Here is a 25,348-nt window from a genome sequence, read left to right on the forward strand (position 1 = left end):
GCGTCAGGTTCCTTCCTGGGCGGGGTGGCTCCCGGCCATCTCCTGGCCGGCGGGGAGGGTGAGTTGCACCCCCAGTTCACGATGGCGCAGCCGCACCCCGTCCTGTCGGCTCGCCAGCCGCTCGGCCAGCCGCTCGGCCAGGTAGACCGAGCGGTGCTGGCCGCCGGTGCAGCCGATGGCCACGGTGAGGTAGCTGCGCTGGCTGGCCTGGTAGTGCGGCAGCCAGCGCTCCACCCAGGCGAGGATGTCGTCGAGCATCTCGACGACGATCGGGTAGCCGTCGAGGAAGGCGATGATGCTGGGGTCGCGTCCCGTGGCATCGCGCAGCGCCGGGTCCCAGTAGGGGTTGGGCAGGCAGCGGGCATCGAAGACGATGTCCGCGTCCAGCGGTACCCCGCGCTTGAAGCCGAAGGACTCCACGGTGAGGGTCATCCGCTCGGCCCGGTGGCCGGCGACCTGGTCGGTGATGCGCCCGCGGAGCTCGTGCACCGAGAGGCGCGTGGTGTCGATCACCAGGTCGGCGAGGTCGCGGATCTCGGAGAGTGACTGCTCCTCGGTATCGATCGCCTCGGCGAGGGTCATGTCGCTGCCGCGGGTCAGGGGATGCCGGCGGCGGGTCTGGGAGTAGCGCTCGAGGAGAATGCGGGCATCGGTGGTCAGGTAGACCACCTGGCAGTCGACCTGGCGGCCGCGCAACTCCTCCAGCAGCTCGGGAAAGCGCTCCAGGGCGGCGGGCAGGTTGCGGGCATCGATGCTGACGGCGATCGAGGAGCGCAGCGAGCGGTCGTCCTGCAGCTCGTCGACCAGCGGGCCGAGCAGCATGGCCGGCAGGTTGTCGATGGCGTAGTAGCCCAGGTCCTCAAGCGCCTGCAGCGCGATCGACTTGCCGGAGCCTGACCGGCCACTGATGATCACAAGCTGCATGCGGGTCTCCTGGTCATGGGGTGGCCGGGCAGGCCCGAGGCGAGAGGAGTCAGCCGCCCTGGCTGCCGGCCGGGGCCTGTCGTCGGATTGCCTCCGTGAGGCGCTCATGGAGTTCGCGCTGGCTGGTGCTGTGGCGCAGCCGGGCACGGGTGTCGGCATCGTTCATCACGCCGGCCACCTGGCCGAGCAGGGCGAGATGGGCCTCGTCGGCCTCCTCCGGGACCAGCAGCACGAAGACCAGGTCGACCGGCTCGCCGTCGATGGCGTCGAAGTCCACCGGCTCGGCCAGCTTGAGGAAGCCGGCGAGGGGGGCCTTGCAGTGGGGGTTGCGGGCATGGGGAATGGCGACCCCGTTGCCGATGCCGGTACTGCCCAGCCGCTCACGCCCGATCAGCCGGCTGAAGACTTCCTGGCTGTCGAGGCTGGGGGTGTTCTGGGCAATGAAGGTGCTGAAGAACTCCAGCACCCGTTTCTTGCTCCCCCCGGGCACATCGAAGAGGGTGCGCTCGGGGGGCAGGATGGCGTCCAGTGTCATGGCGGATCAGCGGGCGCCGGCGCCCTGGGCGCGGGCCTGGGCCTTCTCCTTGTGCTTGACCAGCTGGCGGTCGAGCTTGTCGGCCAGGGCATCGATGGCGGCATACATGTCATTCTCCATGGCCTCGGCATGGAGGTCGGCACCGGCGGCATGCAGGGTACAGGCCGCCTGCTGGCGTTCCTTCTCCACGGAGAGGGTGACCTGTACGTTGGTGATGTTGTCGTAGTGGCGTTCCACGCGGGCGAGCTTTTCTTGCACATAGTCACGCAGGGCGTCAGTCAGTTCCACATGATGGCCGGTGATGTTGACTTGCATGACACGCTCCTTGCTCTTTCGGGTTATGGAACGATTGTAACCCTTTTTGCTGTCCTGCATACCCCCTCGGCCGAGGCGATTCGAAGGGCGCATGAGCGGCGTCATTTCAAGCGCTTGCGTCCGCGAGGAAGGAACAAGTCCGGGGGCTGCGGGAGCGCCAGCGGTGGACGTCAACGCAGCCGCTTGCGCTCGCTGGAGGAGGGGATGCCCATCGCCTCGCGGTACTTCGCGACCGTGCGCCGCGCGACGCTGATGCCGGCCTCGTCGAGCAGGCTGACCAGCTTGCTGTCGGAGAGGGGCTTGCGCGGGGGCTCGTCCTGGACCAGCTTGCGGATGCGTGCCCGGATGGCGGTGCTGGAGTGGGCATCCCCCTCGCCGCTGCCGCCCCCCACCTGGCTGGAGAAGAAGTACTTGAGCTCGAACATCCCGCGCGGGGTGTGGATGAACTTCTGGGTGGTGACCCGCGAGATGGTCGACTCGTGCATCTCCACCACCTGGGCGATGTCGGCCAGGATCAGCGGTTTCATCGCCTCCTCGCCGTGCTCCAGGAAGTCGAGCTGGCGCACCATGATCTCGCGGCCCACGCGCAGCAGGGTGTCGTTGCGGCTGGTGAGGCTCTTCATCAGCCAGCGCGCCTCCTGCAGGTGGTCCTTGAGGAACTGGTTGTCATCGCTCTTGTCGGCTCGCCGGATCAGGGCGGCATAGTCGGGCTGGATGCGCAGCCGCGGCATGGCCTCCGGGTTGAGTTCCACCTGCCAGCCATCGCGGGTATGGCGGGCGATCAGGTCGGGGATGACATAGGCGCCATCGCTGTCGGCGAAGCCGCTGCCGGGTCGCGGGTCCAGCGAGCGCACCAGCGCGATCACCGTATCCAGGGCATCGTCGTCGAGGCCGAGTCGGCGCTTGAGCAGTCGTCGGTCGTCGCCGGCGAGCGCCTCGAGGAACTGGCGGACCAGGCGGCGGGCCTGCGGCAGCAATGGGGTGTCGTCGGGCAGGGTGGCCAGCTGCAGCATCAGGCACTCGCGCAGGTCGCGGGCGAAGACCCCCGTGGGCTCGAACTGCTGCAGACGCAGCAGCACCTGTTCGATCTCGCGGGACTTGAGGCCCTCGAGGCCCTGGGCCCTGAGGCCGTCACGGATCTCCTCCAGGGGCTGGGTCAGGTAGCCGTCGTCGTTGATGCCATCGATCAGGCTCTCGGCGATGCGCTGCTGGCGCTCGTCCAGGTCGGTCATGGCGAGCTGCCAGGCCAGGTGGCCCTGGAGGCTCTGGCCCGCGGCCTGGCGCTCGAAGTCCGGCCCCTCGCCACTGCCGCCGGCGGGCGCGGTGCCGAGGTCCTGGTAGGTGTCGGACCAGTCGCTGTCGGTGCTGAGCTGGTCGGGGATCTCGCTGGCCCACTCCTCGTCGGGGGCCTCGCTCACCGCCTGCTCGCCGAAGTCGTCCTCGACCTCCAGCATCGGGTTGGATTCCAGCGCCTGCTGGATCTCCTGGCGCAGGTCCAGGGTCGAGAGCTGCAGCAGCGCAATGGCCTGCTGCAGCTGGGGGGTCATGGTCAGCTGGGTGCCGACGCGAAGCTGCAGGGACGCCTTCATGGCCATGAGAGGAGTGCCCTCGACTTGCCGAAAACCCCCACACTAGACGCTGCTCGGAGGCCTTGCAAGCGCAAAATCTGCAACAATCGTGCCATGCGCAATCTTCATGCCGTCTCGGAATAACGACAGTTATATCAGACGACTGCGGTCAGAGGCGGAAGTCCTCGCCCAGGTAGACCTCGCGGACGCGCTGGTCGGCGAGGATCGCCTCGGCATCGCCCTCGGCGATGATGCGACCGTCGCCGACGATATAGGCGGTGTCGCAGATGTCGAGGGTCTCGCGAACATTGTGGTCGGTGATCAGCACGCCGATGTCGCGGGCCTTGAGCTGGCGAATGATGCCCTTGATCTCGCCCACCGAGATGGGGTCGACCCCGGCGAAGGGCTCGTCGAGCAGGATAAAGGCGGGTTCCGTTGCCAAGGCTCTGGCAATTTCGACTCGTCGACGCTCGCCCCCGGAGAGGCTCATGCCGAGGTTGTCGCGGATATGCGTCACATGGAAGTCCTCGAGCAGCTGCTCGAGCCGTGCCCGGCGCCCGGCGCGGTCGAGGTCCTGGCGGGTCTCGAGGATCGCCATGATGTTGTCGGCGACCGACAGCTTGCGAAAGATCGAGGCCTCCTGGGGAAGGTAGCCGATACCGGCCCGAGCCCGCTCGTGCATGGCCGCCCTGGAGAGGTCCAGGTCGTCGATGCGGACTTCCCCGGCGTCGGCTCGCACCAGCCCGACGATCATGTAGAACGAGGTGGTCTTGCCGGCACCGTTGGGGCCGAGCAGCCCGACGATCCGGCCCTGCTCGATGGAGAGACTGATGTCCTGTACCACCCGGCGGCGCTTGTAGCTCTTGGCCAGATGAAGGGCGCTCAGGGTCTTCATCACTGGCCGTCCTGCTGCTCGGGTTCCAGGGTCATGCGAACGCGCTGGCGCTCCTCGACGCCCTCGGCCTCGGACCGCGCCTGGACCACGCGACGGTCGAGGAAGTATTCCAGGTAGCCGCCGTCGAAGGTGTCGCCGCCCTGGTGCAGCTCGGCCCGGTCGATCAGCTCGATGCGACGCTCGGCGACATGGTAGACGATGGTGCGTCCCCAGCCGCGGACCAGGGGCTCGTCCGGGGCGGGCTGCTGCTCGATGTAGGCGCGCTCGCCGGTGGCGGTGGCGCGGGTCAGCTCGCCCTGGTCGTTGCGCCGGATCTCCACCCGGGCGCCGGACAGTTGCATGCTGCCCTGGCGGATGTCCACGTCGCCGGTGTAGACGGCGGTGCCGGCACGGTCGTCGAGGTCGAGGCGATCGGCCTCGACCTCGATCGGGGCGCTGGCGTCCCCCTCCAGGGCCTGGGCCGGGGCGCTGCCCAGCAGCAGGCCGATGACGCCGAGGGTCAGCAGGGGGGCGAAGGGGGGGCGCGTCATGACTCGGGCTCCTCGCGGGTGTCGGGCGGATGGTGGCCGCGCACATTGTCGGTCAGCCGGGCGCGGTTGTCATGGATCCAGGCGTCGAAGCGCTCGCCACGCATCCGCTGGGGCGGCTGGCGCAGCAGGGCCGGGGTGTCGCTCCAGGCATGGCCGCTGTCGGCGTCGAAGTGGAGCACCTCGGTATCGAGCTGCCAGCGCTCGGCAGGGGCCAGCAGTCGTGCATCGCCGGTGAGGGTCAGCGGGTTGCCACCCGCCCCGAGGGTGCCGCGCTCGCCGCTGGCCAGCCAGACCCGGCTCGAGTCGTCGAGCAGGCGTCCCCGGGGGCGCTCCAGGCGCGTCACGTCGTCATGGGGGGTGTGGGTGAGCCGCGGGGTGTCGAGTCGCTGGTGGGGCTGGCCCTGGGCATCGAAGCGGGTCAGCCGGGCGTCCTCCAGGTAGTAGTCCGGCTCGCCGGCCTCATTTCCTGGCACGGGGCCGGGGGGTGGGGTGTCGCGCAGGTCGAGCAGCGCCAGTCCGCCGCCCAGGACGAGCAGCAGCAGGAACAGGCCGGAGCGGAAGCCGGGACGCGGCAGGCGCATGGTTCAGGTCGTGCCGTGCAGGTAGGTGTCGAGTACCGCATCCCAGTGCCCCTGGGTCTGGAGCAGGGTGTCGCAGATCTCGCGCACCGCGCCGTGGCCGCCCGCGGACTCGGTGATCCAGTCGGCATGCTGGCGAATGTAGGCCGGAGCGCCGGGCACGCTGATGCCGACCCCGGCGCGCCGGATGGGCGCCACGTCGGGCATGTCGTCACCGCAGTAGGCGACCTGCTCGAGCTCCAGGCCCAGTCGGCTGCACAGCTCGCGCAGCACGGTGAGCTTCTTCTCGGCCCCCTGGAAGACATGCTTGACGCCAAGCGCGGCGGCGCGTCGGCTGACCATCGGCGAATCGCGTCCGGTGATGAAGGCCACCACGATGCCGGCACGCTGCGCCAGCTTGATGCCATGGCCGTCGTGGGTGTGGAAGGCCTTGATCTCGACGCCATCGGCCTGGAAGTAGAGGCGTCCGTCGGTGAGCACGCCGTCCACGTCCAGGGCGAGCAGGCGGACGCGGCGCAGGCGGTCGACGAGTTGGCTGTCGAGCAGGGGGGGGGCGAGGCTCATGGTGTCTCCAGCAGTCGGGGGGTTGGGGTGGGCATACAGGGGTCAGATGACGCCGCTGGCAAGCAGGTCATGCATGTGCAGGGCACCGACCGGGCGGCCGTCGGCATCGACCACGGCCAGCGCCGAGATGCGGTTGTCCTCCATGATGCGCACCGCCTCGGCGGCCAGGGTGTCGGGGGCGACGTGCTTGCCGGGGCGGGTCATGACGTCGTCGACGATGAGGCCGGTGAGGTCGCTGTGCTGGTCGAGGGTGCGGCGCAGGTCGCCGTCGGTGTAGACCCCGGCCAGGCGGCCGTCGGCGTCGACCACGCAGGTAAAGCCCAGCCCCTGGCGGGTGATCTCTAGCAGGGCATCGCGCAGCGGACTGCCCAGCTCGACCCTGGGCAGTCGGGTCCCCTCGTGCATCAGGTCGGCGACCCGCAGCAGCAGGCGCTTGCCCAGGCTCCCGCCGGGGTGGGAGAGGGCGAACTCCTCGGCGGTGAAGCCGCGTGACTCGAGCAGCGCCACCGCCAGGGCGTCGCCGAGCGCCAGGGCGGCGGTGGTGGACGAGGTCGGGGCCAGGTCCAGCGGGCAGGCCTCGCGCTCGACCCCGGCATCCAGGTGGGCCTCGGCGTGCCGGGCCAGGGTCGAGCCCGGCCGGCCGGTCATGCTGATCAGTGGCGTGCCCATGCGCTTGAGCAGGGGCAGCAGGGCAGTGACTTCGGCGGTCTCGCCGGAATTGGAGAGGGCCAGCACCACGTCACCGGGGGTGATCATGCCCAGGTCGCCGTGGCTGGCCTCGCCGGGATGCACGAAGAAGGCGGGTGTGCCGGTGCTGGCCAGGGTGGCGGCGATCTTGCCGGCGACATGGCCCGACTTGCCCATGCCGGTCACCACCACGCGACCTCGACAGGCCAGTATCAGCTCGCAGGCGTGGTCGAAGGCGTCGTCGAGGCGTCCGGCCAGGGCGGCGATGGCCTGCTGTTCCAGTTCCAGGGTGCGGCGGGCACTCTCGCGCAGGAGGGACGTGCCGGCCGCTGAGGGAGCGTCATGGGTCATGGCGGTGATTGTTGCCCGTTGTGGGGTTTCACTCAAGGGGGTCAGCCGACGGCGGAGGCGCCGACGCTGCCGAGCCAGGCCAGGTAGCCGGCATAGACCAGCACCAGCAGGCCCCCCGGCAGGCGCCCCAGGTGGCCGCGGCGATTCCACAGCAGCAGCGCCCCCAGGGCCAGGGTCAGCACCAGCATCACCGGGTAGTCGCGTCCGGCCGCGGCGGGGTCCGTGGCGCCCGGGGCCAGCAGCGCCGGCACCGGCAGCACGGTCAGCATGTTGAAGAGGTTGGAGCCGATGACGTTGCCGATGGCAAGGTCGTGGTGGCGCTTGAAGGCGCTTGCCACGCAGGCCGCCAGCTCCGGCAGGCTGGTGCCGATGGCCACCACGGTCAGCCCGATCACCAGTTCGCTGACGCCGAGTCCCCGGGCCAGCTCGCTGGCGCCCCACACCAGGGCGCGGGAACTGGCGACCATGATCACCAGGGTGGCCACCAGCCAGCCCAGGGCCTGGCCCAGCGGCATGCCGGGAATCTCGCCGGCACTCTCGTCATCGGGGGTGTCGGCGCGGAACAGCCACCACAGGCTGAACACCAGCAGCACCAGCAGCAGCAGGCCGTCGAGCCGGTCGAGGTGGCCGTTGGCCAGGGCGTAGCCGGCCAGGCCCGTGGCGCCGAGCAGCAGCGGCAGCTCGCGGCGCACGATGGAGAAGCGCACCGGGATCGGCACAACCAGGGCGGTGACGCCCAGCACCAGGGCGATGTTGGCGATGTTGGAGCCCAGCGCATTGCCGACGGCGAGGTCGGGCACGCCATCCAGGGAGGCCATCACCGAGACCACGATCTCCGGTGCCGAGGTACCCAGCGAGACGACGGTCATCCCCACCAGCAGGGTGCTCATGCCGGCCCGCCAGGCGGTGGCCGCGGCCGCGCCGACGAAGCGATCGGCACTCCACAGCAGGCCGACGAAGCCGAGCAGGACGATCATCAGGGGGAGAAGCATGGCGCGGTCCGGGATGGTGGGTGGCGGGCGCACATTGAACATGCCGGGCCCGGGCGGTGCAAGGCGAGCGGGACGCTGGCGCCGCGGGGCATGGTTAGGATACGATGTTCGATAATATTCTCGAGGATGGTAAAGCGATGACGGACTCCCCCTTCGTGGAAGTGGAGAGCCTGCACTTCTCGCGCGGCGAGATGGACATCTTCCGCGGCGTCGACCTGGTCATCCCGCGCGGTCGGATCACCGCCATCATGGGCCCCAGCGGTACCGGCAAGACCACCCTGCTCAAGATGATCGGCGGCCAGCTGACCCCCGACGCGGGGCGAGTGCGCATCGACGGTCAGGATGTCCATGCGTTGTCGCGCAAGGCGCTGTTCGTGCTGCGCCGGCGCATGGGGATGCTGTTCCAGAGCGGGGCGCTGTTCTCCGACCTCGATGTCTACGAGAACGTGGCCTTCCCGCTGCGGGTGCATACCGACCTGCCCGAGGCGATGATCCGCGACGTGGTGCTGATGAAGCTGCAGGCCGTCGGGCTGCGCGGAGCCCGGCAGCTGAAGACCTCGGAGCTCTCCGGCGGCATGGCGCGCCGGGTGGCGCTGGCGCGCGCCATCGCCCTGGACCCCGAGCTGATCCTCTACGACGAGCCCTTCGCCGGCCAGGACCCGATCTCCATGGGCGTGCTGGTGCAGCTGATCAAGCGCCTCAACGAGGCCCTGGGCCTGACGGCGGTGGTGGTCTCCCACGACATCAAGGAGACGCTCTCCATCGCCGACTATGTCTATGTGATCGCCGATGGCCAGGTGATGGCCCACGGCACGCCGGCCAGCCTCGATGCGGACCGCGACCCCCGGGTCAGCCAGTTCATGCACGGCGAGCCCGACGGGCCGGTGCCCTTCCACTACCCGGCGATGGATTTCCATGCCGATATCCTGGGCAGCGGGGGGCCGCGATGATCGAGCGGATCCGCCAGCTGGGGCGGCGTGGCTGCGACCTGATGGAGTCGCTGGGCCGGGCCGGGATCTTCCTCGGCCAGTCGGCGGTGGGGGTGCCGTCCCGCGAGGGCCTCTACCTCTGGGTGCGGCAGATGCACTTCGTCGGCGTGATGTCGCTGGCCATCGTGCTGGTCTCGGGGCTGTTCATCGGCATGGTGCTGGCCCTGCAGGGCTACACCATCCTCGTCGACTTCGGGGCCGAGCAGGCACTGGGGCAGATGGTGGCCCTCTCCCTGTTGCGCGAGCTGGGGCCGGTGGTGGCGGCGCTGCTGTTCGCCGGCCGTGCCGGCTCCGCCCTGACCGCCGAGATCGGCCTGATGAAGGCCACCGAGCAGCTGACCAGCATGGAGATGATCGGCGTAGACCCGCTGCGCCGCGTGGTCGCGCCGCGACTCTGGGCTGGCTTCGTGGCCCTGCCGCTGCTGACCATCGGCTTCAGCGGGGTGGGCGTCTGGGGCGGCCAGCTGGTCGGCGTCGAATGGCTTGGCGTCTTCGAGGGCTCCTACTGGGGCAACATGCAGGCCAGCGTGGAGTTCATCGACGACGTGGGCAACGGCCTGATCAAGAGCCTGGTGTTCGCCCTGGTGGTGACCTGGATCGCGGTCTTCCAGGGCTATGACCTGATCCCCACCTCGGAAGGCATCTCGCGTGCCACCACCCGCACGGTGGTCTATTCCTCTCTGGCGGTACTGGGCCTGGATTTCGTGCTCACCGCCCTGATGTTCGGAGAGCTTTCCTGATGTTCGGAGCAAACGGATGAAGCGCAGCAAGACGATGGAGCTCGGGGTCGGCCTGTTCATGCTGGCCGGCATCCTGGGCCTGGTGTTCCTGGGGCTGAGGGTCAGTGGCCTGAGCCTCGCCCTGCCCAGCGAGACCTTCCGGCTGGAGGCCAACTTCGCCAACATCGGCGGCCTCAAGCCGCGGGCACGGGTCACCATGGCCGGAGTCACGGTGGGACGCGTCGAGGCCATCGAGCTGGATACCGAGTGGTACGATGCACGGGTGGTGATGGAGCTCGATGGGCAGCTGGAAGGCCAGCTCCCGGAGGACAGCACCGCCGCCATCCTCACCGCAGGCCTGCTGGGGGAGCAGTATATCGGGCTCTCGGTGGGCGGGGCCCCCGACACCCTCGCCGATGCCGATACCCTGCGTGATACCCAGTCTGCCCTGGTGCTCGAGGAGCTGATCCAGCAGTTCGTGTCCAGCATGGTCAAGGAGTGAACGAGATGAAGATGATGAACCTTCGCGCGCTGTTCGCCGGGCTCGGCCTGCTGCTGCTGGCGCTGCCGCTGATGGCGGCCCAGCCCGACCAAGGCCCCGAGCAGATGATCCGTGCCAGCATCGACGAGCTGATGACCCGTATCGAGGGGCGCGAGGACTACTTCGCCGACAACCTCGACGAGCTCGAGGCGATCGTCGACGACAGCCTCGAGGACGTGGCCGACTTCCGCTACATCGGCGCCAGTGTGATGGGACGCTACTTCGGCAACGCCACGCCACAGCAGCGGTCGCGCTTCGTCGAGACCTTCCGCAAGACCCTGATCGACACCTATGCCAAGGGCCTGGTCACCTTCGACTACCGCGAGATCCGGGTGCTCGACAACCAGCAGTCATCGCGCTATGAGGACCAGGCCAGCGTGGCCATGGAGGTGGTGGCCAACGACGGCAGCGTCTATCCGGTCAGCTATTCGCTGCGCCTCTCCGGCGACCAGTGGAAGGTGGTCAACGTGATCGTCAACGGCATCAACCTGGGGCTGACCTTCCGCAACCAGTTCGACCAGGCGATGCGCGACCAGAATCGCGACTATGACGCGGTCATCGAGGGCTGGGCGCCCGAGCTTGCCGTCGAGGAGCTGGAGGAGGGCGGCAGCGCATGAGCGTGCTGCTGGATCAGCGCAGCTCCTGCCTGGAGGCCGACGGCGGCCAGCTGTCGGTGACCGGCGAGGTCGGCTTCGAGGTTGCCTCGGCGATGGCCGAGGCCGGCAGCGCCTGGCTGGCCGAGCGCCCGGCCGGCAGCGAGGTAGTCTTCGACCTGAGCGGCGTCGGCCGGGTCAGCAGCGCGGCGCTCAGCGTGCTGCTTGAGTGGACCCGCCAGGCCCGCGATGCCGGCGTCGAGGTGGCCGCCGTGCGCCTCTCGGCCCCCCTCGAGCGCCTGACCCGGGTCGCGGGGCTGGACACTCTGCTGCCGCTCGCCGAGCCGGTCGCCGCCTGAGCCGGACCTCCCTTGCCATCGCCAAGCGCGGTGCTTTTCTTTACCATGTGCTGCCATGAGATCCCCGCTACCGGGGGCCACGACGTGGCCCCCGGTAGCGTCTCCCCGACGAATCGACGAACCACAGGAGTGCCGGTGCCATGCAACCGAGCGAAGTGAAGGCGCTGCTCGAGAGCCGACTCGATGGCTGCGAGTTCCATATCCAGGGCGAAGGCTGCAACTTCCAGGTGGTGGCCGTGGGTGAGGTCTTCGAGGGGCTCTCGCCGGTCAAGCGCCAGCAGATGATCTATGGTGCGCTCTCCGAGGAGATCGCCTCCGGCGCCCTGCATGCGGTGAGTATCAAGACCTACACCCCGCAGCAGTGGCAGGCCGCCACCGACAACCAGGGGGCCTGAGGGTCGACCTTCCATGGACAAGCTGATCATTACCGGCAACGGCCCCGTCGATGGTGAGGTCTGGGCCAGCGGTGCCAAGAATGCCGCCCTGCCGATCCTCTGCGCGACCCTGCTGGCCGACGAGCCGGTGACCATCGGCAACCTGCCGCATCTGCAGGACATCACCACTACCCTGGAGCTGCTCGGCCACATGGGCGTCGAGGCCGAGATGGGGGACAGGATGTGCATCCAGCTCGACGGCTCGCAGGTCACTCACTGTCATGCGCCCTATGAGCTGGTCAAGAAGATGCGTGCCTCGATCCTGGTGCTCGGCCCGCTGCTGGCCCATTTCGGCCATGCGGACGTCTCGCTGCCCGGCGGCTGTGCCATCGGCTCGCGGCCGGTGGACCTCCACCTCCGCGGCCTCGAGTCGATGGGGGCCGAGGTCAGCGTCGAGGCCGGCTATATCCGGGCGCGGGTCGATGGGCGACTGCACGGCGCCACCATCTTCTTCGATACCGTCACCGTGACCGGCACCGAGAACCTGCTGATGGCGGCGACCCTGGCGGACGGCACCACGGTGCTGGAGAACGCCGCCCGGGAACCCGAGGTGGTCGACCTGGCCGAGTGCCTGATCAAGATGGGCGCGAGGATCCGCGGCCACGGCAGCGACACCATCGTCATCGAGGGCGTGGAGCGGCTGCACGGTGCCTACCATGACGTCATGCCCGACCGCATCGAGACCGGCACCTTCCTGGTGGCGGCCGCGCTCTCCCGGGGGCGGGTGCGGGTGCGCAACACCCGTGCCGACATCCTCGATGCGGTGCTGGCCAAGCTCGAGGAGGCAGGGGCCACCATCACCACCGGCGAGGGCTGGATAGAGCTCGACATGCAGGGTCGGCGGCCCAAGGCGGTCAACGTGCGTACCGCGCCCTATCCGGCCTTTCCCACCGACATGCAGGCCCAGTTCGTGGCGATGAACGCGGTGGCCGAGGGCACCGCCCGGGTGGTGGAGACCATCTTCGAGAACCGCTTCATGCACGTGCAGGAGCTCAACCGCATGGGGGCCGACATCGCCCTGGAGGGCAATACCGCGGTGATCACCGGGGTCGAGACCCTCTCCGGCGCCCCGGTGATGGCCACCGACCTGCGGGCCTCGGCCTCGCTGGTGATCGCGGCGATGATGGCCGAGGGCGAGACCCTGGTCGACCGGATCTACCATATCGATCGCGGCTATGAGTGCATCGAGGAAAAACTGCAGCTGCTGGGCGCGCGCATCCGGCGCATCCCTGGCTGAGTCGACCAACAGGCGAGACCATGAGCAAGCAACTGATTCTGGCCCTCTCCAAGGGCCGCATCCTGGAAGAGACCCTGCCACTGCTGGCCGATGCCGGCATCACCCCGGCCGAGGACCTGGGCAAGAGCCGCAAGCTGCTGTTCGATACCAACCTGCCGGATGTCAAGCTGGTGGTGATCCGCGCCACCGACGTGCCGACCTATGTCCAGCTCGGGGCGGCGGATCTCGGCGTGGCCGGCAAGGACGTGCTGCTCGAGCACGGCGTCGAGGGCCTCTACGAGCCCCTCGACCTGGAGATCGCCCGCTGCCGGCTGATGACCGCCGGCATCACCGGCGCCGAGCCGGCCCGGGCCCGCCGGCGGGTGGCCACCAAGTTCGTCAATGTGGCGCGTCGCTACTATGCCGAGCAGGGGATCCAGGCCGAGGTGATCAAGCTCTACGGTGCCATGGAACTGGCCCCGCTGATGAACCTGGCCGACGAGATCGTCGACATCGTCGATACCGGCAATACCCTGCGGGCCAACGGCATGGAGCCGCGTGAGCTGATCGCCCCGATCAGCACTCGGCTGGTGGTCAACAAGGCCGCCATGACCATGAAGCACGAGCGCCTGAAACCGCTCATCGCCCGCCTGCGCGAGGCGGTGGCGGCGCGGCGCGATAGCCTCGCCGTGTCGGCCCCATAGTCACACCGGCCTTGCCCGCGGCACGGCGCCGCGGCAGTCTTGCCCTGGATGACGAACCCTGTTTCGAGAGGAAGCCACAGCCATGAGCCAATCCCCCACCGACGGCGTCGATATCGCGCGGCTGTCGACCTCGCAGGCCGACTTCGATCGCCGCCTGGCCGACCTGCTGGCCTGGGAAGGGGTCTCCGATGCCGCGGTCCAGCAGCGTGTCGACGAGATCCTCGCCGCCGTCAAGGCCCGGGGCGACGCCGCGCTGGTCGAGTACTCGAACCGCTTCGACCGGCTCGCCGTTTCGTCCATGGCCGAGCTGACCCTGAGCGAGGCACGGCTGCGCCAGGCCTTCGAGGGCCTGCCGGCGGAGCAGCGCGAGGCGCTGTCGAGCGCCGCGGAGCGCATCCGCGCCTATCACGAGCGCCAAAAGCCGGCCTCCTGGCACTACACCGAGGCCGACGGCACCGTACTGGGTCAGCAGGTCACGCCGCTGGACCGCGCCGGCATCTATGTCCCCGGGGGCAAGGCGGCCTATCCCTCCTCGGTGCTGATGAACGCCATTCCCGCCCATGTAGCCGGCGTGCGCGAGATCGTCATGGTGGTGCCGACCCCCGATGGCATTCTCAACGAGCTGGTGCTGGCCGCCGCCTATCTCGCCGGCGTCGACCATGTCTTCACCCTCGGCGGCGCCCAGGCGGTGGCGGCCCTGGCCTTCGGCACCGAGACGGTGCCGCGGGTGGACAAGGTCGTCGGCCCGGGCAACATCTACGTGGCGACGGCCAAGCGAGCGGTGTTCGGGCAGGTGGGCATCGACATGATCGCCGGCCCCTCGGAGATCCTGGTGGTCTCTGATGGCGGTACCGACCCGGACTGGCTGGCCATGGACCTCTTCTCCCAGGCCGAGCACGACGAGGATGCCCAGGCGGTGCTGGTCAGCTGGGACCTCGACCACCTGGAGGCGGTGGAGGCCTCGATCGCGCGCCTGCTGCCTACCCTGGAGCGTGCCCCCATCGTGCGCGAGTCGCTGGCCCGCCGCGGCGCGCTGATCCACTGCCGGGATCGTGACGAGGCGGTGGCGCTGATCAACCGCATCGCCCCGGAGCACCTGGAGCTCTCGGTGGCCAACCCCGAGGGCTGGCTGCCGGAGGTACGCCATGCCGGGGCCATCTTCATGGGGCGCTATACCGCCGAGGCGCTGGGCGACTACTGCGCCGGTCCCAACCACGTGCTGCCCACCTCGGGGACGGCGCGCTTCTCCTCGCCGCTGGGGGTCTACGACTTCCAGAAGCGCTCCTCGATCATCCACTGCTCGGCAGAGGGCGCCGGCGAGCTCGGCAAGGTCGCCTCCACGCTGGCCAGGGGCGAGTCGCTCACCGCCCACGCCCGCTCGGCCGAGTACCGGCTCAAGGCGTGATGCCCCGCGAACGGGGCGGCGCATGACACCACCCGACAGCAGAGGGCCCCGCCGACCGGCGGGGCTCTCTGCTATCTCGGCGTGTCACTCCTGGTCGGGGCGGCGCGGCTCCGGGGTCGGGCGCTCGCCGAGCTCGATGGTCAGCTCCCGGCGCTCGCCGCCGCGGACGATGGTCAACGGCAGTTGGGTGCCGGGCGCCATCGCGGCGATGTCGCTCATGGTGCGCCGGGGGTCGAGCACCGGCTGGCCGTCGACCTCCAGCAGCACGTCGCCGGGCTGCAGGCCCGCGCGGTCGGCGGGGCCGTCCGGCACCACGCCGGCGATGATCACCCCGGCCGGCGTCTGCAGGCCGAAGGAAGCGGCGAGCTCCTGGTTGAGCTCCTGAGCCTCGATGCCCATCCAGCCGCGGATGACGCGCCCGCGGGTGACCAGCTCCTCGAGGATGTTGCGGGCCAGGTTGGCGGGGATCGCGAAGCCGATGCCCTGGGAGCCGCCGGAGCGCGAGAAGATGGCGGTGTTGATGCCGACCAGGGCGCCCTCGGCGTTGACCAATGCGCCCCCCGAATTGCCGGGGTTGATGGCGGCATCGGTCTGGATGAAGTCCTCGTAGGCGTTGAGCCCCAGGTGGCTGCGTCCGGTGGCGCTGATGATGCCCATGGTCACCGTCTGGCCGACGCCGAAGGGGTTGCCGATGGCCAGCGCGACGTCGCCCACGGCGACCCGGGTGGTGTCGGTCAGCTCCATCACCGGCAGCGAGTCCAGTTCGATGCGCAGCACGGCGAGGTCGCTCTCGGGGTCGGTGCCGATCACCTCGGCCAGGGTCTCGCGACCGTCGCGCAGGGCGACCTGGATCTGGTCGGCCCCGCGGATAACGTGGTGGTTGGTCAGCACGTAGCCATCGTCACTGACGATCACCCCGGAGCCGAGGCTGGAGAGCATGCGCTGGCGGCTGGGCAACTCGTCGCCGAAGAACTGGCGGAAGAAAGGGTCCGACATCAGCGGGTGCTCCTCCCGCTCCACCACCCGAGTGGAGTAGATGTTGACCACCGCCGGCGCGGCGCGCTCCACCGCCTGCGCATAGCTGGTACGTCCCTGCCGGCGGGAGAGGGGCTCGGCCTGGCGCACCTCCGGGGCCTCGCGTGAGCTGGCCCCGTCGTTGGACTGCACCAGCGCCGGCGTGGTAGGAGGTGCCGGCGACGTGGCCGGCCGGCCGATCAGCTGAGGGAAGGCATTGAGCAGCACGATGGCCGCCAGCACACCGATGAGGACGGGCCAGAGGTAGGGGAGCAGGGTGCGTCGCATGCGGCGGGGGTCCTTGTCGGCGGTGCTGGGTCGCGGGGTATCCTCCCGCTGGTTACACTGTGCGAATTGTAACATTGCCAACCCGACCGCGCCCGGAGGCTGCATGACGAATCGTGACGACCTGGTCGCCGCCTGCGATCGACTGCTGGAGCCCGACCGCTTCAGGGACTACACCGTGAACGGCCTGCAGGTGGCCGGCACCGAGCAGGTCACGCGGGTCATGACCGGGGTGACCGCCTGCCAGGCGCTGCTCGACGAGGCCGTGGCCTGGCAGGCCGACCTGGTGCTGGTGCATCACGGCTACTTCTGGAAGAACGAGCCGGTCACCGTCACCGGCATCAAGCGCCGGCGACTGGCGACGCTGCTGGCCCATGACATCAACCTGCTGGCCTATCACCTGCCACTGGATGCCCACCCCGAACTCGGCAACAACGCCGAACTGGGCCGGCGGCTGGGCTTCACCGTCTCGGGCTGTGCCGATGGCGAACTCGGCGAGGGGCTGGTGTGGCTGGGCGAGCCGCGTCCGCGGCTCGACGCCGCCGGCCTGGCCCGCGACGTCGAGGCGTGCCTGGGTCGAGAGCCGCTGCTCATCGAGGCACCGGGGGGCGGCGAGATCCACCGTGTCGCCTGGTGCACCGGCGGAGCCCAGGACATGATCAGCGTCGCCCGGGAAGCCGGGGCCGATGCCTTCATCTCCGGCGAGATATCCGAACGCACCACCCACCTGGCCCGCGAGATGGGCATCCACTACCTGGCGGCGGGCCACCACGCGACCGAGCGCTACGGCGTCCAGGTGCTGGGCGAGCGGCTCGCGGCCGAGTTCGGTGTCGAGCATCGCTTCGTCGACGTCGACAACCCGGCCTGAGCGAAGGACATGCGCCCCGGCCACCGGGCCGGGGCTCAGGAGACGGTCAGTGGCGCGGCGGCTGGGGGGTGGACGCGACGTCATTCTTGAGGCCGAAGTCCTCGGCGAGGGTGCCGCGGTTGCCGTCGGCGTAGTCCCGGGGCATGGCGGGCTCTGTGGTGGCCGTGGCTGTGGCGGGGGCAGGGGTAGGGGAGACGGCGTCCAGGGCCTGGCGACGCAGCGAGCGGGCGCCGAGCCGGTCCCTGGCTTCTTCGGCCTCCTGCTCGAGGCCCCGGCTCTCGCGGTGCAGGCTCTCGGCGAGCCGGGCGATGCGCTCGAGGCTGTCGCCCATGCCATCCTTGAGTTCCGCCAGTTCCCGCTCGCGCTCGGCGAGACGCTGGCGCAGGCGCTGGGTGTTGCCGGCGCTGGCATTCAACAGGTGGTAGCCCAGTGCCCCGATGCCGATGCCGGCCAGCAGGCAGGCGATGGCCAGCACCCAGTTGATGTTGGTCTCGTCCACGTTGTGCTTTCTCCCTGGAGCGTTGGGCGACACGCCGCGCGAGGCGCGGGCACGTCATCGGGCCGAATGGGGATCCGGGTGCCCATTATAGGGGCGACGCGGTGCGCCGGGTCAACGCGGCGGCCGGCGATGCCAAGTGGGGGCGGGAGGCGTATAATGCTCTCCCGCGAACGTCCCGAGTACAGGCCCTCAGGAATCCCCATGAGCGAGACGCACCCTCCCACGGCTTCCCGCAACGCGCGGCATCCCGAGACGCCGGTGACCCGCTACCGGGCGGATCTCGAGCGCAACGGCTTCCAGCCCGATGCCGCCCAGGAGCAGGCGGTGGCGCACCTGCAGCGACTCTATGGCGAGCTGGTCGCCACCCCGCCCTCCCGGGTGGTGCCGCCCAAGCGCGGTGGCGGCCTGAAGTCGCGGGTGGCCGGCCTGCTCGGTCGGCGCGACCGCGAGGCGCCACCCGAGCCGGCGTTGCCCGCGATCCACGGGCTCTACCTCTGGGGTGGGGTGGGGCGCGGCAAGACCTACCTCATGGATACCTTCTTCGAGACGCTGCCGTTTCCCGAGAAGATGCGCACCCACTTCCACCGCTTCATGCAGCGGGTGCACAACGAGCTGGAGCACTACAAGGGCGAGCGCAACCCGCTGACGCTGATCGCCGCCAAGTTCGCCGCCGAGGCCCGGGTCATCTGCTTCGACGAGTTCTTCGTCAAGGACATCACCGATGCGATGATCCTGGCCAACCTGCTCGAGTCGCTCTTCGCGCATGGCGTGGTGCTGGTGGCGACCTCGAACATCGTTCCCGGGGAGCTCTACAAGGATGGCCTGCAGCGGGCCCGTTTCCTGCCGGCCATCGACCTGCTCGAGCGCCACTGCGAGGTGGTCAACGTGGACTCGGGGATCGACTACCGCCTGCGCGCCCTGGAGAGCGCCGAGATCTTCCATGCCCCCCTGGACGACGAGGCCGAGGCCGAGCTGGCAAGGAGCTTTCGCGAGATCGCCGGCCACGAGGGCGAGGAGGGCGCGCCGATCGAGATCAACCACCGGGTGCTGCACGCCCGTCGACTGCATGACGACGTGGTGTGGTTCGAGTTCGCCGAGCTCTGCGACGGTCCGCGCAGCCAGAACGACTATATCGAGCTGGCCCGGGAGTTCCACAGCGTGCTGGTCTCCAACGTCACGCGCATGAGTGGATCGACGGATGATCAGGCCAGGCGCTTTATCAACATGGTCGACGAGTTCTACGACCGGGGCGTCAAGCTGCTGATGTCCGCCGAGGTGCCGGCCGAGCAGCTCTACCGCGACGGTCGCCTGGAGTTCGAGTTCCAGCGCACCCTGTCGCGGCTCCAGGAGATGCAGTCCCACGACTACCTGGCGCTGCCCCACAAGCCATGAAGGCGATGCTGCCCCTTTCCCCGAGGGGCCGGCTCGTGTAGAATGCGCGCTCGCTCCACTGTTGCCGTCCCTTCGGGGGCAGGCAACCAAGAAGAATAGGGATGGTTCCATGCCGGATACCCGGCGGCAGAACCCAATACATCAAATGGTGATTCATCCATGAAGACGTTCACTGCCAAACCGCAGTCCGTCCAGCGCGACTGGTTCGTCGTCGATGCTGCGGACAAGACGCTCGGCCGCCTGGCCACCGAGATCGCACGCCGCCTGCGCGGCAAGCACAAGCCGGAATATACCCCTCACGTGGATACCGGTGACTACATTGTCGTGATCAACGCCGAGAAGGTCCATGTCACCGGCAACAAGGCCAGTGCCAAGACCTACTATCGTCATACCGGCTACCCGGGTGGCCTGCGCTCCATGAATTTCGAGAAGATGATCGCCCACGCGCCGGAGCGTGTCATCGAGTCCGCCGTCAAGGGCATGCTGCCGAAGGGTCCCCTGGGCCGTGCCATGTACTCGAAGCTCAAGGTCTACGCCGGCACCGAGCATCCGCACGCTGCCCAGCAGCCGCAAGCACTGAACATCTGAGGGAGTCTTCGCCATGACACAGCAGTATTACGGTACCGGGCGCCGCAAGACCTCTACCGCCCGCGTGTTCCTGAAGCCGGGCACCGGCAAGATCACCGTCAACAGCCGTGAGCTCGACCAGTACTTCGGTCGCGTCACCGGCCAGATGGTGGTTCGCCAGCCGCTCGAGCTGACCGATACCCTCGGCCAGTTCGACGTCTACGTCACCGTCAAGGGTGGCGGCGGTTCGGCCCAGGCCGGCGCCATCCGTCACGGCATCACCCGTGCCCTGATGGACTACAACGAGGACTTCCGCGGCCAGCTGCGCGAAGCGGGTTACGTCACCCGTGACGCCCGCCAGGTCGAGCGCAAGAAGGTTGGCCTGCGCAAGGCGCGTCGTCGCCCGCAGTTCTCCAAGCGCTGATACGCCGCGTATTGCCGCACGAACACGCCCAGGTCCAGCGACCTGGGCGTTTTTTGTTCTGGATCAAGAATTTGTCGTCAGGTTTCCCGCTTGCTCAGGGAACCTTTCCTTGTGCGGGGCGACACGATTTTTTACCATAGACTGCATTTGGTATCCGTGGTCGCGGGGGATTCACTGCCCGTGATGGAACAACGGGTAAGCTGATGGGAGAAACCTGAAAATGGCAGATAACGGCGTAAACAAGGGTCGGCGCCGTTTCCTCGTAGGTGCCACCACCGTCGTGGGTGCGGTGGGTGCCGTCGGGGTTGCGGTCCCCTTTGTGGCTTCCTGGCAGCCTAGTGCCAGGGCAAGAGCGGCGGGTGCCCCCGTCCAGGCCGACGTGTCGAAGCTCGAGCCCGGGCAGCGCATGACCGTCGAGTGGCGGGGCAAGCCGGTATGGATCATCAACCGGACGTCGGAGATGATCGAGCGCACCGAGGGCTTCGATACCTCGCGGCTGGCCGACCCGGAGTCCGAGGTGCCCCAGCAGCCCGCCTACATCGAGGGCCCGCTGCGCTCCATCAAGCCCGAGATTGGCGTGATCGTCGGCATCTGCACCCACCTGGGCTGCTCGCCGCTGTTCAAGCCCGAGCCCGATGCCGAGGGGGTGGGAACCGACGACTGGCCGGGCGGCTTCTTCTGTCCCTGCCACGGCTCGCGCTTCGACCTGGCCGGCCGGGTGTTCCGCAACGTGCCGGCCCCGACCAACCTCGAGGTCCCGCCTTACCGCTTCGACAGCGATGTGCTGATCACGGTCGGCGAAGATGAGGAGACTGCCTGATGGGTAACCCGAACAAAGTCAAGGCGGAGCGCGGGCTGATGCGCTGGGTCGATGACCGCTTCCCGGCCACCCAGATGTGGCAGGACCACATGGCGAAGTACTACGCGCCGAGGAACTTCAACTTCTGGTACTTCTTCGGCTCCCTGGCGCTGCTGGTGCTGGTCAACCAGATCCTCACCGGTGTCTGGCTGACCATGAGCTACAACCCCTCCGCCGAGGGCGCCTTCGCGTCGGTGGAGTACATCATGCGCGACGTGGAGTACGGCTGGCTGATCCGCTACATGCACTCCACCGGCGCGACCGCCTTCTTCGTGGTCGTCTACCTGCACATGTTCCGCGCCCTGCTCTATGGCTCCTACAAGGCGCCCCGCGAGCTGGTGTGGATCTTCGGCATGGCCATCTACCTGGCGTTGATGGCCGAGGCCTTCATGGGCTACCTGCTGCCCTGGGGCCAGATGTCCTACTGGGGCGCCCAGGTCATCATCTCGCTGTTCTCGGCGATCCCGGTGATCGGTCCCGACCTGACCCAGTGGATCCGCGGTGACTTCCTGATCTCCGGCATCACCCTCAACCGCTTCTTCGCCCTGCACGTGGTGGCGCTGCCCATCGTGATCCTGGCGCTGGTGGTGCTGCACATCATCGCCCTGCACGAGGTCGGCTCCAACAACCCCGACGGCATCGACATCAAGAAGAAGAAGGACGAGTCCGGCAAGCCGCTGGACGGCATCCCCTTCCATCCGTATTACACGGTGAAGGATCTCGTCGGTGTGGCGGTGTTCCTGTTCGTCTTCTGCGTGGTGATCTTCTATTTCCCGGAGGGCGGTGGCTACTTCCTCGAGAAGCCCAACTTCGAGCCGGCCAACGCATTGAAGACCCCCGATCACATCGCGCCGGTTTGGTACTTCACGCCCTTCTACGCGATCCTGCGCGCGATCACCTTCTCGCTGTTCGGCCTCGATGCCAAGTTCCTGGGTGTCGTTGCAATGGGAGGGGCCATCGCGGTGCTCTTCGTACTGCCGTGGCTCGACCGCAGTCCGGTGCGCTCGATGCGCTACAAGGGCTGGATGTCCAAGGTGATGCTGGCGCTGTTCGCGATCAGCTTCGTGATCCTGGGCGTGCTCGGGGTGCTGCCGGTCACCGAGGGGCGCACCCTGCTGTCCCAGGTGTGCACCGTCATCTACTTCGCCTTCTTCCTGCTGATGCCGTTCTATACCCGGCTGGAGAAGACCAAACCCGTTCCGGAAAGGGTGACTGGCTAATGAAAAAGCAACTGTTCGCACTGCTCTTCGCGCTGGTGCCCATCACGGCGATGGCCGCGGGAGGCGCGAGCGTCCCGTACTCCATGGAGCCCGATCTCGAGGACAAGGCGTCGCTGCAGAACGGCATGAAGCTCTATGTCAACTACTGCATGGGGTGCCACTCCCTGGAGCACCAGCGCTTCGCGCGTGCCGCCGAGGACCTGGATATCCCCCAGGACCTCGTCGAGGAGAACCTGATCTTCTCCCCGGACCTGGCCTTCAACGACCAGATGCACATCGCCATGGACAGCGGCGATGCCGAGGCCTGGTTCGGTGCGCCGCCCCCCGACCTGACCCTCGAGTCGCGCCTGCGCGGCACCGACTGGATCTACTCCTACCTGCTCTCCTTCTACAAGGATCCGAGCACCGGCACCGGCGTCAACAATGCGGTCTTCGACCTCGTCGCCATGCCCAACGTGCTGGAGCCGCTGCAGGGGGTGCAGGAGAAGGTCTGCGCCGCGACGGACCAGCCGATCGACGGGGCCGAGCTCGATCCCCTGACCGGCAAGTACCAGTCCTGCGAGACGCTGCAGATCACCCAGCCGGGCGAGATGGAGCCGGCGGAGTTCGAGGAGGCGGTCTATGACCTTACCAACTTCCTCGCCTACGTGGGTGAGCCGTCCAAGCTGCAGGCCCAGTCGCTGGGGCCGAAGGTGTTGATCTTCATCTTCATCTTCGGGGTCATCGCCTACCTGCTCAAGCGCGAGTACTGGCGCGACGTCCACTGATCCGTCAGCGACGGACATCCACGGGGGCGCATGGTCGAGGGCCATGCGCCCCTCGTGGTCTCTGCCCGATACCGGGCGGCACGATGGCCCTCAAGGCGGGGGCGGTCGTGTTATCATCTCGGCACGAACTGATGCGAGGATTGTTACATGGGTGTAGTGGCCAAGCGGTCGTCGATGATCTTCTATTCCGGAGGAGATGACCATTACAGTCATCGTGTGCGAATCGTGCTCGCCGAGAAGGGCGTGGCCGTCGATATCGTCGAGGTGACCGACGAGCAGCACCCCGAGGAACTCGCCGACCTCAACCCCTACAACAGCGTGCCCACGCTGCTCGACCGCGACCTGGTGCTCTACGAATCCAAGGTGATGATGGAGTACCTCGACGAGCGCTTCCCGCACCCGCCGCTGCTGCCCGTCTATCCCGTGGCGCGTGCCAAGAGCCGCCTGTGGATGCACCGCATCGAGCGCGAGTGGTGTCCGCTGGTCGAGCAGATCCAGCGCGGCGCGAAGAAGGACGCCGAGAAGGCCCGCAAGGAGCTGCGCGAGAGCCTGGTCGGCATCTCGCCGATCTTCGAGGACATGCCCTACTTCATGAGCGAGGAGTTCACCCTGGTGGACTGCTGCCTGGCCCCGATCCTCTGGCGCCTGCCGGTGCTGGGCATCGAGCTGCCCGAGAAGCAGGTCAAGCCGCTGATGAGCTACATGGAGCGGCTGTTCGACCGCGATGGCTTCAAGGCAGCCCTCAGCGAAAGCGAGCGCGAGATGCGCGCCTGAACTTCGATCCGGTACAGACCGGGTCCCCGACCCAGGAGGGCCAAGCGATGCTATCGAGCCGTCCCTATATTGCCAGGGCCCTGTACCAGTGGCTGCTGGACAACGACCTGACCCCCTACATCGTCGTCGATGCCGAGCTGGCGGGCGTCGAGGTTCCCCGCCAGTTCGTGCAGAACGGCCAGATCGTGCTGAACCTGGCGCCCACCGCCGTGCGTGACTTCGCCATGGAGAATGAGGCGGTGAGCTTCTCGGCGCGCTTCGGCGGCCGCCCCATGCAGGTGATGGTGCCCATCGAGGCGCTGATCGCGATCTATGCGAGGGAGAACGGTGTGGGCATGGTGTTCGGCCATGAGCCGGTGATTCCGGCCGAGGCCGCCGAAGCGGAGGAGAAGGAGTCCCACCTCAACGAGGTGGAGAGTGCCGACGATGCCCCGCAGGGCGAGGGCCAGGAGGACGAGGTGCCGCCGCGCAAGGGGCGTCCCTCGCTGCGGGTCATCAAGTGATCCGGCGGTGATCGGCTAGCCGCGCTCCCCTGGAGGCGGCCCATCGACGCGAAACGGCAGGCCATGGCCTGCCGTTTCGCGTTCCCAGGGGGCTGGTTCAGTCCAGGTAGTCGAAGACCTTGACGATGCGTTGCATCCCGCCGACGCTAGCGACGGCCTGGACGATGCGCTCCGCCTCGTTGCGGGTGACGATGCCCATCAGGTAGACGCTGTTGTTCTCGGTGACCACCCGGATGCGGCCGGAGTCGATCTCCTCGTTGGTCGCCAGGCTGGTACGGATGCGGGTCCTCAGCCAGGTGTCGGAGAGGCGCTGACTGGCCGGCAGGTTGGCGGCGACGGAGAGCTCGTTGTGCACCTCGCGGACGTTGCGCACCTCGCCGGCGACCTCTTCGGCCCTCGCCTTGAGCTCCTCGCTGGGCACCTGGCCGGTGAGCAGGACGACGCCGTTGAAGCTGTCGACATTGATGCGGGCATCGCCCAGCCGGGCATCGGTGCGGCCGAGGTTGTGGCCGATCTTGGTCTCGATGCTCTCGTCCTCGACCTGAGTGCCGAAGGTGCGCTCGCCGTAGTTCTCGTCGATGGTGCCGGGAGTGGTGATGCCGGTCACGGTGGTGCAGCCGGCGAGGCCGAGGCCGAGGGTGAGCAGCAGGGGCGTGAGAAGGGACTTGCTGGTCATGGGGCTCACTCGCTTGTGCCGAAGAGTTGTTCGTCGATCAGGTCGCAAAGGCAGTGGATCGCCAGCAGGTGGACCTCCTGGATGCGTGCGGTGGAGGTCGCCGGCACGCGGATCTCACAGTCGTCCTGGCCCAGCAGCGAGGCCATGTCGCCGCCGTCCCGGCCGGTCAGGGCCACCACCGTCATGTCGCGGTCGTGGGCGGCCTGGATGGCCTGGATGACGTTGGCCGAATTGCCGCTGGTGGAGATCGCCAGCAGGATGTCGCCGGGCTGGCCCAGGGCGCGGATCTGCTTGGAGAAGACCTCGTTGTAGCTGTAGTCGTTGGCGATCGAGGTCAGGGTCGAGGTGTCGGTGGTCAGGGCCAGGGCCGGCAGGCTGGGGCGCTCCCGCTCGAAGCGGTTGAGCAGCTCCGAGGAGAAGTGCTGGCTGTCGCCGGCGCTGCCACCGTTGCCGCAGGCCAGGATCTTGCCCTCGTTGACCAGGCACTGGACCATCATCTGGCTGGCCACCTCGATGAAGGGCGGCAGCACCTCGCTGGCGTAGGTCTTGGTGTCGATGCTGGCGTTGAAGTGGCCGAGAATGCGCTGCTGGAAATCCATGC

32 protein-coding genes are annotated in these 25,348 nt (G+C 68.2%); 18 read left to right on the plus strand and 14 right to left on the minus strand.

What is annotated here, in order from left to right:
• Positions 1-3: 3 nt before the first annotated feature.
• The 10 genes from rapZ to M8009_RS12330 form a co-directional block, all read right to left on the minus strand.
• Entirely contained in the window at positions 4-924 is a 921-nt protein-coding gene (gene rapZ, locus M8009_RS12285; protein WP_250061516.1) for an RNase adapter RapZ, read from the minus strand.
• Positions 925-973: 49 nt separating this feature from the next.
• Complete coding sequence (gene ptsN, locus M8009_RS12290; RefSeq protein ID WP_250061518.1) at positions 974-1,459, minus strand: PTS IIA-like nitrogen regulatory protein PtsN; 486 nt, start codon at positions 1,457-1,459, stop codon at positions 974-976.
• A gap of 6 nt (positions 1,460-1,465) precedes the next feature.
• Positions 1,466-1,774 (minus strand): ribosome hibernation-promoting factor, HPF/YfiA family, encoded by a 309-nt coding sequence (hpf, locus tag M8009_RS12295; protein WP_250061520.1) that lies wholly within the window; start codon positions 1,772-1,774, stop codon positions 1,466-1,468.
• Between the two features lie 170 nt (positions 1,775-1,944).
• Positions 1,945-3,369, minus strand: a complete 1,425-nt coding sequence (locus M8009_RS12300) for an RNA polymerase factor sigma-54 (RefSeq protein ID WP_250061522.1) — start codon at positions 3,367-3,369, stop codon at positions 1,945-1,947.
• 142 nt (positions 3,370-3,511) lie between these two features.
• Positions 3,512-4,237, minus strand: a complete 726-nt coding sequence (lptB, locus tag M8009_RS12305; RefSeq protein WP_250061524.1) for an LPS export ABC transporter ATP-binding protein — start codon at positions 4,235-4,237, stop codon at positions 3,512-3,514.
• Positions 4,237-4,767, minus strand: coding sequence for a lipopolysaccharide transport periplasmic protein LptA (gene lptA / locus M8009_RS12310; RefSeq protein WP_250061526.1), 531 nt, complete (start codon positions 4,765-4,767; stop codon positions 4,237-4,239). Before lptA ends, lptB begins: the two co-directional genes overlap by 1 nt.
• Positions 4,764-5,348: an LPS export ABC transporter periplasmic protein LptC gene (gene lptC / locus M8009_RS12315; RefSeq protein WP_250061528.1), complete on the minus strand. Its 585-nt coding sequence runs from the start codon at positions 5,346-5,348 to the stop codon at positions 4,764-4,766. Before lptC ends, lptA begins: the two co-directional genes overlap by 4 nt.
• A gap of 3 nt (positions 5,349-5,351) precedes the next feature.
• Positions 5,352-5,909 carry a KdsC family phosphatase gene (locus M8009_RS12320; RefSeq protein ID WP_250061530.1) on the minus strand — a complete coding sequence of 186 codons (558 nt, stop codon included), beginning with the start codon at positions 5,907-5,909 and terminating at the stop codon, positions 5,352-5,354.
• 42 nt (positions 5,910-5,951) lie between these two features.
• Positions 5,952-6,947 carry a KpsF/GutQ family sugar-phosphate isomerase gene (locus M8009_RS12325; protein WP_250061532.1) on the minus strand — a complete coding sequence of 332 codons (996 nt, stop codon included), beginning with the start codon at positions 6,945-6,947 and terminating at the stop codon, positions 5,952-5,954.
• Between the two features lie 41 nt (positions 6,948-6,988).
• Positions 6,989-7,939, minus strand: a complete 951-nt coding sequence (locus tag M8009_RS12330) for a calcium/sodium antiporter (protein WP_250061534.1) — start codon at positions 7,937-7,939, stop codon at positions 6,989-6,991.
• A gap of 137 nt (positions 7,940-8,076) precedes the next feature.
• Here M8009_RS12330 and M8009_RS12335 point away from each other — a divergent pair, with 137 nt between their 5' ends.
• The 9 genes from M8009_RS12335 (at position 8,077) to hisD (ending at position 14,899) form a co-directional block, all read left to right on the plus strand.
• Positions 8,077-8,889 (plus strand): ABC transporter ATP-binding protein, encoded by an 813-nt coding sequence (locus M8009_RS12335; protein WP_250061536.1) that lies wholly within the window; start codon positions 8,077-8,079, stop codon positions 8,887-8,889.
• Positions 8,886-9,668, plus strand: coding sequence for a lipid asymmetry maintenance ABC transporter permease subunit MlaE (gene mlaE, locus M8009_RS12340; protein WP_250061538.1), 783 nt, complete (start codon positions 8,886-8,888; stop codon positions 9,666-9,668). The genes M8009_RS12335 and mlaE overlap by 4 nt, the downstream gene beginning before the upstream one ends.
• A 16-nt stretch (positions 9,669-9,684) precedes the next feature.
• The gene (mlaD, locus tag M8009_RS12345) at positions 9,685-10,149 is read left to right on the plus strand and encodes an outer membrane lipid asymmetry maintenance protein MlaD (protein ID WP_250061540.1); all 465 of its coding nucleotides are present in this window, start codon (positions 9,685-9,687) and stop codon (positions 10,147-10,149) included.
• A gap of 5 nt (positions 10,150-10,154) precedes the next feature.
• Complete coding sequence (locus tag M8009_RS12350) at positions 10,155-10,805, plus strand: MlaC/ttg2D family ABC transporter substrate-binding protein (RefSeq protein ID WP_430886915.1); 651 nt, start codon at positions 10,155-10,157, stop codon at positions 10,803-10,805.
• A complete protein-coding gene (locus M8009_RS12355; protein ID WP_250061542.1) occupies positions 10,802-11,140 on the plus strand; it encodes an STAS domain-containing protein in 339 nt (112 codons plus the stop codon). The genes M8009_RS12350 and M8009_RS12355 overlap by 4 nt, the downstream gene beginning before the upstream one ends.
• Before the next feature lie 140 nt (positions 11,141-11,280).
• On the plus strand, positions 11,281-11,535 hold the full coding sequence (locus M8009_RS12360) for a BolA family protein (RefSeq protein ID WP_133635911.1): 255 nt from the start codon (positions 11,281-11,283) through the stop codon (positions 11,533-11,535).
• A gap of 13 nt (positions 11,536-11,548) precedes the next feature.
• Positions 11,549-12,811, plus strand: a complete 1,263-nt coding sequence (murA, locus tag M8009_RS12365; protein ID WP_250061544.1) for a UDP-N-acetylglucosamine 1-carboxyvinyltransferase — start codon at positions 11,549-11,551, stop codon at positions 12,809-12,811.
• A 20-nt stretch (positions 12,812-12,831) separates the two neighbouring features.
• Complete coding sequence (gene hisG / locus M8009_RS12370; protein ID WP_250061546.1) at positions 12,832-13,494, plus strand: ATP phosphoribosyltransferase; 663 nt, start codon at positions 12,832-12,834, stop codon at positions 13,492-13,494.
• A gap of 82 nt (positions 13,495-13,576) precedes the next feature.
• Positions 13,577-14,899 carry a histidinol dehydrogenase gene (gene hisD / locus M8009_RS12375; protein WP_250061548.1) on the plus strand — a complete coding sequence of 441 codons (1,323 nt, stop codon included), beginning with the start codon at positions 13,577-13,579 and terminating at the stop codon, positions 14,897-14,899.
• Positions 14,900-14,983: 84 nt separating this feature from the next.
• On the opposite strand, the gene M8009_RS12380 is transcribed toward hisD, so the two are convergent.
• Positions 14,984-16,201 (minus strand): Do family serine endopeptidase, encoded by a 1,218-nt coding sequence (locus M8009_RS12380; RefSeq protein WP_250061550.1) that lies wholly within the window; start codon positions 16,199-16,201, stop codon positions 14,984-14,986.
• Between the two features lie 103 nt (positions 16,202-16,304).
• On the opposite strand from M8009_RS12380, the gene M8009_RS12385 reads away from it, so the two are divergent.
• On the plus strand, positions 16,305-17,066 hold the full coding sequence (locus M8009_RS12385) for a Nif3-like dinuclear metal center hexameric protein (protein WP_250061552.1): 762 nt from the start codon (positions 16,305-16,307) through the stop codon (positions 17,064-17,066).
• Positions 17,067-17,112: 46 nt separating this feature from the next.
• On the opposite strand, the gene M8009_RS12390 is transcribed toward M8009_RS12385, so the two are convergent.
• Entirely contained in the window at positions 17,113-17,565 is a 453-nt protein-coding gene (locus M8009_RS12390) for a Z-ring associated ZapG family protein (protein WP_250061554.1), read from the minus strand.
• Between the two features lie 201 nt (positions 17,566-17,766).
• Between M8009_RS12390 and zapE the strand changes: the two genes are divergently transcribed.
• From zapE to M8009_RS12430, 8 genes are all read left to right on the plus strand, one after another.
• On the plus strand, positions 17,767-18,957 hold the full coding sequence (gene zapE, locus M8009_RS12395; RefSeq protein WP_250061556.1) for a cell division protein ZapE: 1,191 nt from the start codon (positions 17,767-17,769) through the stop codon (positions 18,955-18,957).
• Positions 18,958-19,116: 159 nt separating this feature from the next.
• Entirely contained in the window at positions 19,117-19,545 is a 429-nt protein-coding gene (gene rplM / locus M8009_RS12400; RefSeq protein WP_133635903.1) for a 50S ribosomal protein L13, read from the plus strand.
• Positions 19,546-19,558: 13 nt separating this feature from the next.
• A complete protein-coding gene (rpsI, locus tag M8009_RS12405) occupies positions 19,559-19,948 on the plus strand; it encodes a 30S ribosomal protein S9 (protein ID WP_250061558.1) in 390 nt (129 codons plus the stop codon).
• A 220-nt stretch (positions 19,949-20,168) separates the two neighbouring features.
• Complete coding sequence (petA, locus tag M8009_RS12410; RefSeq protein ID WP_250061560.1) at positions 20,169-20,768, plus strand: ubiquinol-cytochrome c reductase iron-sulfur subunit; 600 nt, start codon at positions 20,169-20,171, stop codon at positions 20,766-20,768.
• The gene (locus M8009_RS12415; protein ID WP_250061562.1) at positions 20,768-22,027 is read left to right on the plus strand and encodes a cytochrome b; all 1,260 of its coding nucleotides are present in this window, start codon (positions 20,768-20,770) and stop codon (positions 22,025-22,027) included. Before petA ends, M8009_RS12415 begins: the two co-directional genes overlap by 1 nt.
• On the plus strand, positions 22,027-22,794 hold the full coding sequence (locus M8009_RS12420; RefSeq protein WP_250061564.1) for a cytochrome c1: 768 nt from the start codon (positions 22,027-22,029) through the stop codon (positions 22,792-22,794). The genes M8009_RS12415 and M8009_RS12420 overlap by 1 nt, the downstream gene beginning before the upstream one ends.
• Before the next feature lie 147 nt (positions 22,795-22,941).
• A complete protein-coding gene (gene sspA, locus M8009_RS12425; protein ID WP_250061566.1) occupies positions 22,942-23,568 on the plus strand; it encodes a stringent starvation protein SspA in 627 nt (208 codons plus the stop codon).
• 47 nt (positions 23,569-23,615) lie between these two features.
• Positions 23,616-24,071, plus strand: coding sequence for a ClpXP protease specificity-enhancing factor (locus M8009_RS12430; protein WP_250061568.1), 456 nt, complete (start codon positions 23,616-23,618; stop codon positions 24,069-24,071).
• 97 nt (positions 24,072-24,168) lie between these two features.
• Here M8009_RS12430 and M8009_RS12435 read toward each other — a convergent pair whose 3' ends face one another.
• Together M8009_RS12435 and M8009_RS12440 are read right to left on the minus strand one after the other, a co-directional pair.
• The gene (locus M8009_RS12435) at positions 24,169-24,747 is read right to left on the minus strand and encodes a BON domain-containing protein (protein WP_250061570.1); all 579 of its coding nucleotides are present in this window, start codon (positions 24,745-24,747) and stop codon (positions 24,169-24,171) included.
• A 5-nt stretch (positions 24,748-24,752) separates the two neighbouring features.
• Complete coding sequence (locus M8009_RS12440; protein ID WP_106229168.1) at positions 24,753-25,346, minus strand: phosphoheptose isomerase; 594 nt, start codon at positions 25,344-25,346, stop codon at positions 24,753-24,755.
• Between the last annotated feature and the right edge of the window lie 2 nt (positions 25,347-25,348).

The organism is Halomonas gemina, from assembly GCF_023554995.1.
Taxonomy (GTDB): Bacteria; Pseudomonadota; Gammaproteobacteria; order Pseudomonadales; family Halomonadaceae; genus Halomonas; species Halomonas gemina.